We start from the raw sequence: 13233 nt of genomic DNA on the forward strand, positions 1-13233 counted from the left end.
GGGTTTTTGGCGATAAGCAACCAGCATCTCCATTGTTTGGGACTGTAAGGAAGTTTGATAAGCCATAGTTTAATCGTCCTGATGTCCTGTACCTGGAAAACATTATCAAGATACTAGGCTTGGAATACCATCGTTAAAATACGGGACTTTATAAAAAAAATTGGAAGACGTTTCCGTATATTCACGTAAGTAGATCTGCGAGCATAGAGTTTACAAATGGTAATATTTTGGGGCTTATCCGTAAAAACACAGAGAAATCATTGCTTTTGCATGAATCTCTCGGTAAATATACTTTTTAGGGATTGCTTACCCATCAAAAGCTCTAGCCATTGGCTTTCCAAAAGCATACCCAGATTTCTGATGTCTTTCGCTTTCGGGATAGGTAACTTTATGGGTGGTGATTACGGATACCCACCCCGTCGCTGCTCCCTACTCTCTGAGGAGATAAGGCAAAATAATCAGTAGCAGACCTATAAGAGTGTTTGTTTAAAAGAGGAAGTTCGTGAGTAATACAAGTAATTTTCGTGATGCCATTCGAGAGGCCAGACAAAACGCTCTCGTTGGCCCTAATGTCATTCAAAATGCTCTCCCATTCCTAGGTGGGGGATTAGTCTTAACCGCTGTCGGAGCATGGGGCGGTCTGGAAGTCATTTCTGACTTTGGTCTTCAGACTTACAGGGCCACTAGTCTGCCAGCCATGATTCTATTCTTTGTCCTTGCCTTTATTTCGCAAAGAGCTGCATTAAAAGGCAATAACGATGTTGCCCTCCCGCTATTGGCAACCTTCAGTTTAGTGAGTGGCTACACCTTGTCTTTTTTGGTGGAGCTTGCTTTGAAAACACCTGGAGTTGGCGAGACGGGGTTAGCTATTGCTGCTTTAAGTTGTGGAATTACCTTTATTGCCGCTCGTCCTATCGGTGCGAATTTATCTGATGAAGATGGGTTCGCCCTTACTAAAACATTCCAGCTCGGATTGATTGCGTTACTCGTCGTAATGTTTGCCCAAGTCATCTGTATGTGGTTTGGTATTATTACCCCTAGCTGGATGGAGATTGGCATTTCAGGCATTGGCGTCTTGTTATTTGTTGGGTCAGCCGTTGTTGATTTCTTTGTTCTACCCAGAACCTATGAGGATGAACAATATCTCTCTGCGGCTTTGTCCATGTATTTGACCTACGTCAATCTATTTATTTTCATTCTTCGGTTCTTGATCGCCGTCAACAGTCGTGATTAGCCCGTCTGACCGTTAATGTTTCTTTCAAGGGGTTGGATGATCATCCAACCCCTTGAAACTTTTAAATCCTGAACAGAGTCTAGTGAAATAGCAGAAACACCATTTGGTGACTTTAAGCACGAGGACAGTAATGATTGGTCGGACAATCCTAACGATGATTGGACTGAGCTTAGGTATGGGGGGGATGGTAGGTATACCCCAAGCTAACCCTAACCCTGCGCCTTCTACCATCGCTAGGCCGCCCTATAACTGTCGTACCCGTGAGGTTTGGAGTCCTGCCAAACAGGCTTGGTGTGACAACTATGGCCCGTCTGCTGAGCAGGACGATTGGCCCGGAGTTGCAAGGCCTGACCCTATCGCTACCGAGGGCGATCGCAACCGCTATACGACCATTGCCCTCGATACATTCCCTACCCATAAACCTTTGCATGGGGCTGATCCGAAGGCCATTGCGTTGTCCTTGATAGATTTACCAGCAGCAGAAGGCAACGCCCAAAAGCGAACCTCTGTCTCTACTAAGAAAGGGCAATCCGCTGCGGTAATGCTATCTCAAATAGGTTTAGGAGATGATTCTGTGCAAGGTATCCGGTACCGCCTAGAATTTGAGCCCCAGGGATTGACGGATGGCGAAGCGCAATGGCAACTCGTTTGGGTCGGGCGACAACAGCTTTGTTGGCCGGGACGAGGACCTGAAGCGTGGACCAATCAGCCGTGTATTTGAATTAAGGACTGTGAGAACGATCCAGCTCCGCATCTGCCCAGGAAACAGGATCTTCTAAGGGTTCTAGATGGGTAATCACATGGGTGCCGGGCAAAGCAGTCATGATGGATTGTTCTAAGGTATCGCACAATTCATGGCCTTTTTGGACAGTCCAATTGCCTGGCACCAGAACGTGAAATGACACAAAATTGCGTGCACCCGCAACGCGAGTCCGCAAGGCATGGAACTGAATACCCTGAGCTTGGTAGGCCGTGAGGGTGGCTCGAATAATGGCTTGGTCAGCTTCTGGTAGCGCACTATCCATTAGCCCAGACATGGTTTCTCGCAATAACTGAATGGAGACCCAAGCGATGTGCATGGCAACCAGTAAAGCCATGAGCGGATCGAGGATCAACCAGCCCGTCAGCTTGACAATGACCAAACCCGCAACCACACCAATAGAAGTCCACACATCGGTTAATAAGTGGTGAGCATCAGCCCGGAGGGTGATGGAACGTAACCGTTTGCCAGCCTTCAACAAAATCCAGGCGACGCCACCATTAACAAGAGAGGCAACTAAAGACAGGCCTAAACCCAGTTCTAACGCTGCCAACGGTTGAGGATTGAATAATCGGGGAAGGGCGGTGATGCCAATGCCAATGGCTGCAACCAAGATCAGCAGACCCTCCAGGCCACTAGAGAAATATTCAGCTTTGGAATGGCCAAAGGTATGTTCTTTATCGGGGGGCTGAGCGGCCACCGTTAGCGCCCAGAATGCTGCCAAGGCTGCAACCAAATTCACACTAGATTCTGCTACGTCTGAGAATAAACCTACGGACGAGGTAAGCTGATAGGCACCAAACTTCAGCCCCATCGTCACTAGAGCAGCGGCAATCGATAGCAGAGTATAGCGTCGGGCCGCTTGAGTACTCATAGTATTCTCTGCACCTTAGTCCCCATACCACAGGGCTTCAACTTTATGGGCCATCTCTACAGCTAGAGCTGGATCATCAGAGGATAACAATATTGTCGCATGTCCTAGCTTGCGACCGGGGCGAGCTGCTGTCTTGCCATACCAATGGACGCGAGTGTGAGGAAGTGCAGCGATAGCTTGTCTTTTAAGTCGATAGTCATCTTGGGCCGTTTCAAACCCCAAGAGGTTTACCATCACTGCTGCCGGTGATGTGAGATGCGTTGGCCCTAACGGCTGACCGCTAATGGCGCGTAAATGCTGCTCAAATTGGGATGTCGCGCAGGCATCAATGGTGAGATGACCTGAATTATGGGTGCGGGGGGCAATTTCATTCACCCAAATTTGGTCATCGACGGTTTGGAATAGCTCAATGCCGACAATGCCGACAATATCGAGATGTTCGAGGATTTGGGTCGCAATATGATCAATTTGTTTCTGGGTGGTAGATGACAATTGAACGGGAGCCATCGTCCAATGACAAACTTGATGGCGCTGAACAGTTTCCACGACGGGAAACAACGAGATTTCTCCGGTGGGAGAGCGAGCGGCCATCATCGCTAATTCTCGCTCAAAGGGAACATAGGCTTCGACCATCAAGACGGAAGCATCTGACTCCGCTTGTTGCCAGCACTGATCTAGGTCTTCAACCATGTGACAAATAAACGTACCATGTCCGTCATACCCGTGTCGTCGGGTCTTAATCGCGACTGGAAACTCAAATGGTGACGGTAACTCACGCGTCTCCAGTGGAGCAAATTCGGGCACGGGTAATCCCAAGGAGGCCAGGAAGGTGCGTTGAACATACTTATCGAGTAATGGTGCTAAGCTGCCTAAACTTGGACGAAAACAGACTCCCGTTGCGGCCAGTTTCTCTAAGGCTTCTAAGTCAACAAATTCATTTTCGAAGGTGATCACCTGGCAATGCTGGGCCAATTGAGCAGTCGCTGTAGCATCCGCGATCGGCGCTAGGACAGCTTTTTCTCTCAGATGCTTAATTTGCTGGAGAGCTGAGTCGGTAACGTTGGGCGTTTGAATATATAGGTTTAATCCTAAGGATGGAGCCACCTCCGACAGCATCCAGGCCAATTGCCCCCCGCCAAGGATGCCAATATTTCGAATCGGCGTTTGGGGTGTAGCTGACACGTCAGGGGATGCGATCGCAAAATCAGACATAGGACAAATTATTCTGAAAATTCAGGTTCGAGGGGCGCTTCATCTTCTTCTGGAGCAGCCTCACCGGGCACCCGTTCCGTATTGCCCATGGAAACCCAACCTTCAACCGCCTCTCCCTCCAGATCAGCTTCAATCTTCTGCCATTTTTGATCGGGCGATACTTCTATCACGGTGACTGGCTCTTCGTATTCCAGGACCTTAATCACGTCCGCATCCGACGTTTTATCCTTTCTTAGGAATAAGCCATCTGGGTAAATGACGACGGCGGGATAAGGTTTTGGCTTTGCGGGCTTTGTCTCTGGTTGGGCATCATTCGCAAACTTAGGTTTCTCAGGAATTTGAGAGAATCGACTCAGATATAAATATCCTGCACCCACGACAGTTCCCCCCACAATTGCCAAGCCCAGGATGACACCAAGGATGATTTGAGCGATTTGAGAGGGTTTCATATGGGCGTTAAGGGGAACTGTGAGTCCAAATCAACACAGGAAAATTAATTTACGGATATTCCAAGGAAAACTAATTTTCCAAGCTCTATTCTAATCGGGCTGCTGAAGCTGGCGTTGAATTCGCAAACTTAGTGTACTATGCTTGGACGCCAGCCTCGCTTTTCCTGAGGCGGCCCAATCTTGCAAGAATTCCACCTGTTCCTGGGCCGTTCGTGCTAAGGGAATAATTTGACTAGCGGCTTCCAAGATATCATCCGTTGTAAAATCTCGATTTTGGCTAAAACCCAAGTGCATCGCTTCGATAATACTTTGCTCCAGTTCTGCCCCCGAAAAGTCAGGGGTTTCATAGGCCAAACGCGGTAGGTCATACTGATCCAGATTATGGGGGCGTAAGCGGGCGAGATGAACTGAAAAAATTGCTTCTCGCTCTTCCTTGGTCGGCAGACCCACAAAGAAAATTTCGTCAAATCGCCCTTTCCTCAGCATTTCCGGGGGCAGAGCCTGAATATTATTGGCGGTCGCAACCACAAATACGGGTGAAGTCTTCTCTGCTAACCAAGTAATAAAGGTTCCAAAGACTCGACTCGTGGTACCCGAATCTCCACGACCATCAATGCCTGCAAAGGCTTTGTCAATTTCGTCAATCCAGAGAATACAGGGGGCTAAAGCCTCGGAGAGCTGAATCATCTGTCGCGTTCGGGATTCTGACTCTCCCACCAGTCCGGCAAACAGACGACCTACGTCTAACCGCAGTAGCGGTAAGTGCCAATGGTGGGCAATTGCCTTGGCGGTTAAGGATTTCCCGGTGCCTTGAATCCCCACGAGTAACAATCCTCGAGGATGGGGTAAGCCGTACTGCCGAGCTTTTTCGGAAAATGCACCGCCTCGCCGCAGCAGCCAATCCTTGAGGTTATCTAGTCCCCCAATATCGGAAATGTTCTCTCGCGCAGGATAAAAATCTAGAATCTGGGTTTGGCGAATGGATTGTCTTTTTTCCTCCAGAATGAGTTCGACGTCTTCAGCACTCAGTTGTCCATGGGTTGCGATCGCACGCGACAACACCCGCCGAATCCGCTCCAGGGTCAATCCTTGGCAAGAACGGGCCAAATTATCCAAATCTTTACCGGTTAGGGGCTGAGCAGTCGAGGTTAATAACCGTTCAACTTCTGCGCGAATATCCTCTAAATGGGGTAAGGGAAAGTCAATGACATGGATAATCTCACTTAACTCCCTGGGAATCGCGATCTCGCTGGCAAGTAGAACAATATTCTTGGGCTGGGACTTTAATAGACGAGCCAAGTTTCGGAGCTTGCGCGAGATTGCCACATCTTCAAGAAAACGATTGAAATCTCGGAGAATGAAAATGGCAGGGGCAGAAGCGGGCAACTGCTCGATCAACTCTAACGCTTGCAGGGGATTCCGTTGACCAAACCCCGCATCCGTAGGGTTGCCTTGATATCCATCGACAAAATCCCAAGTATAAACCGCCCGATTGCCCTGACGTTTCCCAGAATGAGTGATGACTGCTTCGATCCGCTCCTCCTCTTGTGTTGGGATATAGATTAGGGGATATCGAGCTCTCAGCAATAACTCAAACTCATGGTTAAAACTCATGGGAATAGCCATTCAACGGTGAATTTTAAAATAGCGGGATTCAGTGCATATCCTATCCTGCGATAGCTAATTTTACCTGGCTGTTGAGGAGGATTGCAGATCCATCACGTTTGCCGTTCACTCCTAACTGGGTAAACTGACAATAAAGATTCTCCGCACCATCAATCGTGCAATGCGTCACGATTAGCCCAATAAGAGGCATTGCTCAGGGTGAATCAATCATACATCTGGGGGAAATGTGTGAATATTATCCAATCCACGGACTTAGAATCCCGCGGACTGCTGAACGATCAATCTTCTGCCTTGAATATTCAGGGCAAGTGGTTTAAACCTGGTCCCGCATTTACTAAGTCTTTATTACAAACTGCGATGGAATTTTGTGAAGAGGCTCGTGTTCAGGGAAAACAGTATTTACTGATAGAATTTCCCACCTACTTCATGACATGGCGTCGGTTTCGTCCCAAGAAATCTACTCAGCCTAAAGGAGGTAATGACTCCCGGCCCAAGCAGCCCACTCCGCACTCAGCTCATCCCCGCTCCACTACTCAGCCTCGAGAGACTTCAGACCATAAGTTGCCAAAGTCAGTAGACCCTGAATTCATTAATCGATGCAGAGCTGAACTCGCCATTCACATTGGGCCAATGGCTGATCTTCTCACTGAACAAATCTTCGCTCAATCCGGGCAGATTACGCCTCAGCTATTCGTGGAAGCACTGGCTGAGCACATTAGCGATCCCAAAGCGGCCCATGCGTTTAGGCTGCGACTCCTCTAGGGTTTCTTGGACTAACGAGAATTCTCTTGCAAATACAAAAAAATGAGAATAATAATGCTGATTGACAACCGTTTTTGCAAGGGGGCTGTCGGCAGAATGAACGTGAAATTTTTGTTTTGCAACTACGTGATTTTTTGAGAAAAAAATTTACACTGACCCTTAGAACCTTTATACTCGCAGTAGTGGTTGGTACTTGTAGCCATAGGGGTTGAGGGGGAACTTAGCTTGCTATCAGCTGGGCAGGAGGATTCCCGTGAGAATTATTCAAGTTCAAAATCTTCAGGCTCAAGACCTACGAAAGCTTAACAGCACTCAATTGCTATTTCATGGACAGCTGTTTCGTCTTGGACCCAAAATTTCCAAAAAGTTAGAAAATGCCGCCCTTGAATATTGCCAAATTTGCTGCAATTTAGGTCAGGCCTGTCTGCTCCAGGAAGATGATTCCCATTGGATTATTTGGAAACACGTCAAGGCAGTCCCTCAACCTGCAGTCCCTGACTTTTCTCCCCAACCTCAATCCCTACCCGATCAAAAGCAAACCCTGTCTCCGCAATTTATCGAGAAATGTCAGCAGGAATTGGCAGATTGTATCGGTCCGATTGCTGAACTGGTGATTGAGCAGACCTTGTCGGACTTAGCGTCAGTCAACCTCGAACCTCGACAGTTTATTTCTGTTTTGAGCCAGAAAATTCCGTCTTCAACCTTGGTATCTAAATTCCAAGCAGACTGCAAAGGGGCAACCGACAAAGAAGTGATGGCAGCTAGAATTCGCTCGATTAAAATCGCATCACCTGAGCCGAATCACGCTATCCAAAGTAGGCGGGTTCCTGCCCCGGTTTCCATTTAATATTGCAGCCCATACTGGGCTTTTGGTCTGAAGGGATCGGTTGATTGGACAAGATCGCATCTAAAGCCGCCCGTAAATCACGCCCAGTAACCATCCGGTTATTGCTGGGACGGCTATCGTCGAGCTGCCCCCGGTAGACGAGTGTACGGTCAACGTCAAAAACAAAGAAATCGGGCGTGCAGGCTGCCGTATATTGTTTTGCCACTGCTTGAGTCTCATCAAAACAGACGGGAAAGTTAAATCCTAAACTCGTTGCCATGGCCAGCAAATGTTCTGGATCGTCTAAAGGGTGACTCTGAACATCATTAGAGCTAATTGCCACGATTCCCACTCCGGCAGATGAATAATCCTGGCCAAGTTGAGCCAGTTCGGATTGGACATGTTTGACAAAGGGGCAATGCTGGCAAATAAACATCACCAATAGGGCCTTGGCGTGGGCAAAGGTCTCTAAGGAAATTGTTTGTCCACTGACCACATCCGGGAGCTGAAAATCGGGAGCAGGTGTCCCCAAGTCCAGCATGGTAGAAGCGGTTAACACCATAATGTCTCCCCTTAAGCAACTAGCGCACTTACTTTATTCTGCCGTGGTCAAGCTGAGTTCACCAGGTCGGGTTTCTTAACCTCCTGTATCTTAGGGGTTCATGACTCATAAAGCGGGTCAACCGTCTGATTCTCCTGCCCAAGACAGCAGAATTGGTGGAAGAAGTGAAGAAAAGCCCTTAAAACAGAGATCTATGTCATCTTGTTGGCAGTGCCATAGCAGCCTGGGCTCTAAAACAAATCACAACACGATGTGCTGACACATGAGAAATTGGCAAACGATTGAAAACACGGCCTTTGACCTCATTGTGATTGGGGGAGGAAGTAACGGCGCGGGCGTTGCCCGAGATGCCGCACTTCGAGGACTCAAAACTCTCCTGATCGATAAAGATGACTTTGGGGGAGGGACAACGGGCTGGTCCAGCAGGCTGATCCATGGCGGCTTGCGTTACCTGGAATATTTCGAGTTCAATCTCGTGCGAGAGTCCTTGCGGGAGCGGGAAGTGTTATTGCGGGTGGCACCTCATTTAGTCCAGCCTTTACAAATGTCGATTCCTGTTTATGCCAGCGGTTCGCGACATTTTTGGGAAATTCAAGCGGGGATGCTGCTCTATGATCTGCTCAGTTGGGATAAATCCCTCCCTAATCATCGGATTCTGCCTCTGCAAAAATGCTTGCGATTGTTTCGGTACTTGAACCCCGCCGGGCTGAAAGGAGCGGCACAATATTTTGATGCCCAAATCGTCCATGCTGAACGGCTTTGTTTGGAGTTGATCCTATCTGCCCAGGCCAAGGGGGCGACAGCCCTGAACTATGTTAAGGCGTCTCGACTTCAGGTTGAGGGGGACAGAGTGACCGCCATCACCGTTGAAGACTTGATTTCTGAGACGACCCATACGGTGCAACTCTCCCCCCAGACTGTGGTTATTAATACGGCAGGCCCTTGGGTTGACCAGGTCTTACAGGGGATCCAGGTTCCAACGCTGAGGCCAGAGCGAAAAATCGGTGGTACCAAAGGCAGCCATATCATTGTGGATCCGTTCCCAGGGGCCCCCGATGCAGCGCTTTACGTAGAAGCTGAAGTCGATAATCGTCCCTTTTTCATTCTGCCCTGGGCCAATCAATATCTTATTGGGACCACGGATATTCGGTATGGAGGTGATTTGGATCGGGTGAAAGCCGATGACGATGAAATTGATTATTTACTGAATGAAACCAATCGGGTTATTCCCTGTGCCCAGCTTTCTCGGGCTGATATTCGCTTTACCTACGCAGGGGTCCGACCGTTACCCTATAGCGAAGGGAAAAAGACGAGCAGCATTACCCGCAGCCATGTCCTCTATGACCATGGCAAAGACGGCATTCAAAATTTGATTTCTTTGATTGGCGGTAAACTGACCACCTATCGCCAGGTGAGTGAAGAAATGGTGGATGCGGTATTGAAGAAGCAAGGTCGTGCCCAGGTTCCCTGTGGTACGAAGCAAGCGCTATTGCCCGGTGCGATCGCGCTCAACGATACCGTCATCGAAACTATGATCAGCAAATACCAGTCCCTTGTTAGCCGAGAAGTAGTCTTTCACCTGTTTTCCAGCTATGGCAGTTATGCCGTTAAGGTGCTGGCGTTAGTTGATCAAACCCCGGAGCTAGCAGAACCGATTATGCCTTCACTGCTCGATATTAAGGCACAAGTGGTCTACGCGGTCCAATCCGAGCAGGCTCACACCTTAGTCGATATTTGTGTCCGACGAACGATTTTAGTGATGCAAACGAATTATGGCTTTGATGTGCTGCCTGCGGTTACCGCGATTTTGAAGCAATATTGCCACTGGAGCGATGCCGACTGCGATCGCCAAGTTCAGAACTATCATCACTACATAGAAAACAATAGTCTGCCTGATTTTGAGATCGCTCAAACTGCAGCCCCCATTCCTTAAACTCCATGCCCAAAACAGCCATCACGATTCTAGGTGCTGGGGCTTGGGGGGCAGCCTTAAAGACCCTAGCCCAAGCCAATCACCATCCCGTGACGGTTTGGTCTCGCCGGGGACCGTTAACGCTGGCCGAGAGCCTTGCCCAAGCTCAGGTGATTGTCGTTGCCATCTCCATGAAGGGCATCCCTGCTATGGCTGCCCAACTCCAGCAGCTTGAGCTTCCTCGTGCGGCTATCATCGTCAGTGCCACGAAAGGCTTAGACCCTGATACCCTGCGCACCCCTTCCCAAATTTGGCAGACCACGTTTCCCACCCATCCAGTTGTCGTCCTTTCTGGCCCCAATTTATCGAAGGAAATTGAGCAGGGATTACCTGCGGCAACGGTGGTTGCTAGTCCTAATCAAGCTGCTGTAGAAACGGTGCAACAGCTTTTTGCATCTGACTGTTTTCGGGTTTATACAAACCCAGACCAGATTGGTACAGAGTTGGGGGGCACCCTTAAAAACGTAATTGCGATCGCTGTTGGCGTTTGCGAGGGGCTCAAGTTAGGCACCAATGCCCGCGCAGCCCTTATTACCCGCGCCTTACCGGAGATGATTCGAGTTGGCACCCATCTCGGAGGCCAAGCAGAAACCTTTTTTGGGTTGTCTGGCTTGGGTGATTTACTCGCAACCTGTACCAGTCCCCTCAGCCGCAACTATCAAGTGGGCTATCAACTCGCGCAAGGCAATGCTCTGCCCGAGATTTTAGCCCACCTCCAAGGCACAGCAGAAGGCGTAAACACCACGCATGTATTGGTTGACCTTGCTAATCGGGAGGGGATTCCTATTCCTATTGCTCGGCAGGTACACAGATTATTGCAAGGGCGTATCAGTCCTCAACAGGCCCTAGAAAACCTGATGGATAGAGAATTAAAGCCTGAAGCGTGCGATTTGCGTTAGGGTTTTACAACCAGAACCAGGTAGGATAGCTTGACCCCGGAAAAACAAGGGTGGAGCGTTCTCAACTACTCATATCATCGGCTTTTAAATCCGACATTAACATAATGCTCGATCCCGCTCTCTGGAGCATTACGGTGATTATTTGACCGCCGATCTGGCGATTGCGATCGCACGTTCTTTCTGTGGATCTTGTCCCTGGGCATAGGGGATAGGTGAGGGCACGACAACATCTGGTATCACGCCGACCCCTTCTAAGCGAACCGTTTTATCGATATACACATCACTCACCGCAACATATAGCAAACTTTGATCTGGCATGAGAAAGGGGCGTCCGGCCACCACTGCTCCCGCCGTGGGACTTCCAACAACGGGGCCAATGTCATATTGCTGAAAGCCATAGGCCAGAATTTCCTTGGCACTGCGGCTGCCTTCATTCACGAGCATCACGACAGGCTTATTCCACTGCCCCTGGTAGGTGGATTTGGCCCCATTTCTCCTAATACTGGTCAAACTGGGGCCTCTAGCCGTGAACAGATGAAGTGCCGTCATCGGATCACCCCCCCAACCATCCCTTAAATCAAGGACAAGGGCATCAGCATTCTTCAAACGGCCATAAATCACTTCATCTTCTAGCACTTGCTGATGCGGGTCTCCAGCAAAGGACCAAACATGGATATAGCCAATTCGTTTACCGCCCGTTTTAATCACCTGCACACTATTGGCGATGGCTTCTACAAACATCTGGGCACAATCGAAGCGTTTCGGCGTTACCGTAATGGTTCGTTGGTCGCTAGCGTCTTCAGTTCTTTGAATCCGCACCTTGATAGGTTGATTCGCTTTGCCCTTAAACGACTGAATGGCCTGAAAAGGTTGGCCTGCTACATTCAAGATCTGGTCTCCGACTTGGAGACCTGCCTGGACGGCTGGACTGCCTTCAAAGATGGTTTTAATAAAGGTTTTGCCTTGAATAGACTGAGTAACAATACCAATGCCTTCGTACTGAATCTTTCCCTCGGAAAAAGTCGATTGGAGCTGAGTGCGAAGTTCCTTAATGCGGGGATAGAAAATGCCTAATAGCTGGTAATAAGCGGGTTCATCCGTAGTAAAAAGGTGAGTATGAGAGGTCTGCAACTGATCCAGCATTTCGTTGATCACCTCAGCTTTTCCTGCCTGAGACGATGCCTTGACCACCTGAGGCTGATATTGCGATTTCAAAGCTGACCAATCTAAGCCATTGAATTTTGGATCGTAAAAGTTTTCATTGACGGTGCTCCAAACCGCATCCAGCAAGGTTGGCTGTTTAGAAGAGACAAAAGGCAATGAACCCTGTGCCAGCCACAATGCAATCCCAGTTGCAATCAAGCAGCTTAGAAAATGGCTTCTACAATGTTTAAGTCTTCCGAAACCAGTCTTCATAGTGATGTGTCTAACCTGGAATGGGCTGCGTTACCAAGACTGCTGTTGATCGCCAACCTTGTATAAGACGGATTTAAAGTCGTGGAATATCCCAGATTGGGAGTTCCTCACTATCGTTCGATTGGCCGCTGTTGTAAGAACCGCTTACGCTCAATATCTCGATGTTGCTGTCTTTGTTTGAGTTGCTGCCTCAATTGCTGCCGCCGTTGATTTAAGAATTCGTCAATTTGTCGATGCTGATATAAACGAAGTTGGCGATGGAACTTTAATGGTTGCTGAAGATTTTTTTGTCGCAACCTTTGTTGGAGAAGATATTGCTGGCGCAATTGGTGAGGATAACTGAGGGGTTGGGCAAGTAGTAGAGATGATACTCCAAGGATAAGAGGAGACGCCAAAAATATACTGAGTGAACTGAGGCAAAATACTTTCATTGAACTGACCTCTGCCCCCAGTGTAGCGAGTTTAAGCAATGGCAATCTTGGTACCGTCTTTGGGGGTTGATCGTCCGATTCGAAACCACTCCTTTTGGTCTACTGGGTGGCGTTGTTGCATGAATCGATCTTTGCTGGGAGGCGGTTTCAGCGATCCAGATTGTCCAAAATGGATAAAAATCGAAGATTCTCCCCAACTCTAAGCTCTGA

The 13233-nt window shown here is 48.7% G+C and carries 13 protein-coding genes; 6 read left to right on the forward strand and 7 right to left on the reverse strand.

Annotated features, from left to right (window positions below; translation table 11 throughout):
- The first annotated feature begins 502 nt into the window (after positions 1-502).
- The gene (locus Q0991_RS21335) at positions 503-1234 is read left to right on the forward strand and encodes a Bax inhibitor-1 family protein (RefSeq protein ID WP_299492360.1); all 732 of its coding nucleotides are present in this window, start codon (positions 503-505) and stop codon (positions 1232-1234) included.
- A gap of 130 nt (positions 1235-1364) precedes the next feature.
- On the forward strand, positions 1365-1955 hold the full coding sequence (locus tag Q0991_RS21340) for a hypothetical protein (protein ID WP_299492362.1): 591 nt from the start codon (positions 1365-1367) through the stop codon (positions 1953-1955).
- 1 nt (position 1956) lies between these two features.
- Here Q0991_RS21340 and Q0991_RS21345 read toward each other — a convergent pair whose 3' ends face one another.
- From Q0991_RS21345 to Q0991_RS21360, 4 genes are all read right to left on the reverse strand, one after another.
- Positions 1957-2868 (reverse strand): cation diffusion facilitator family transporter, encoded by a 912-nt coding sequence (locus tag Q0991_RS21345; protein ID WP_299492364.1) that lies wholly within the window; start codon positions 2866-2868, stop codon positions 1957-1959.
- A 15-nt stretch (positions 2869-2883) separates the two neighbouring features.
- Positions 2884-4080 carry a 5-(carboxyamino)imidazole ribonucleotide synthase gene (locus Q0991_RS21350; protein ID WP_299492366.1) on the reverse strand — a complete coding sequence of 399 codons (1197 nt, stop codon included), beginning with the start codon at positions 4078-4080 and terminating at the stop codon, positions 2884-2886.
- 8 nt (positions 4081-4088) lie between these two features.
- Positions 4089-4529, reverse strand: a complete 441-nt coding sequence (locus tag Q0991_RS21355; RefSeq protein ID WP_299492368.1) for an SH3 domain-containing protein — start codon at positions 4527-4529, stop codon at positions 4089-4091.
- A 90-nt stretch (positions 4530-4619) separates the two neighbouring features.
- On the reverse strand, positions 4620-6143 hold the full coding sequence (locus Q0991_RS21360) for an AAA family ATPase (protein ID WP_299492370.1): 1524 nt from the start codon (positions 6141-6143) through the stop codon (positions 4620-4622).
- Positions 6144-6383: 240 nt separating this feature from the next.
- Between Q0991_RS21360 and Q0991_RS21365 the strand changes: the two genes are divergently transcribed.
- Together Q0991_RS21365 and Q0991_RS21370 are read left to right on the forward strand one after the other, a co-directional pair.
- Positions 6384-6917: a hypothetical protein gene (locus Q0991_RS21365; RefSeq protein ID WP_299492372.1), complete on the forward strand. Its 534-nt coding sequence runs from the start codon at positions 6384-6386 to the stop codon at positions 6915-6917.
- Between the two features lie 253 nt (positions 6918-7170).
- Positions 7171-7764, forward strand: a complete 594-nt coding sequence (locus Q0991_RS21370) for a hypothetical protein (RefSeq protein ID WP_299492374.1) — start codon at positions 7171-7173, stop codon at positions 7762-7764.
- Here Q0991_RS21370 and Q0991_RS21375 read toward each other — a convergent pair.
- Positions 7724-8305: a thioredoxin family protein gene (locus Q0991_RS21375; protein ID WP_299492376.1), complete on the reverse strand. Its 582-nt coding sequence runs from the start codon at positions 8303-8305 to the stop codon at positions 7724-7726. The two genes, Q0991_RS21370 and Q0991_RS21375, sit on opposite strands and share 41 nt — an antisense overlap.
- A 262-nt stretch (positions 8306-8567) precedes the next feature.
- Between Q0991_RS21375 and glpD the strand changes: the two genes are divergently transcribed.
- A complete protein-coding gene (gene glpD / locus Q0991_RS21380; protein ID WP_299492378.1) occupies positions 8568-10238 on the forward strand; it encodes a glycerol-3-phosphate dehydrogenase in 1671 nt (556 codons plus the stop codon).
- Positions 10239-10243: 5 nt separating this feature from the next.
- Complete coding sequence (locus tag Q0991_RS21385; protein ID WP_299492380.1) at positions 10244-11176, forward strand: NAD(P)H-dependent glycerol-3-phosphate dehydrogenase; 933 nt, start codon at positions 10244-10246, stop codon at positions 11174-11176.
- 138 nt (positions 11177-11314) lie between these two features.
- Here Q0991_RS21385 and Q0991_RS21390 read toward each other — a convergent pair whose 3' ends face one another.
- On the reverse strand, positions 11315-12517 hold the full coding sequence (locus Q0991_RS21390) for a S41 family peptidase (protein ID WP_299492382.1): 1203 nt from the start codon (positions 12515-12517) through the stop codon (positions 11315-11317).
- A gap of 185 nt (positions 12518-12702) precedes the next feature.
- Entirely contained in the window at positions 12703-12987 is a 285-nt protein-coding gene (locus Q0991_RS21395) for a hypothetical protein (RefSeq protein WP_299492383.1), read from the reverse strand.
- Between the last annotated feature and the right edge of the window lie 246 nt (positions 12988-13233).

It is taken from the genome of Acaryochloris sp. IP29b_bin.137 (genome assembly GCF_028285745.1).
In the GTDB taxonomy this organism is placed as follows: Bacteria; Cyanobacteriota; Cyanobacteriia; order Thermosynechococcales; family Thermosynechococcaceae; genus Acaryochloris.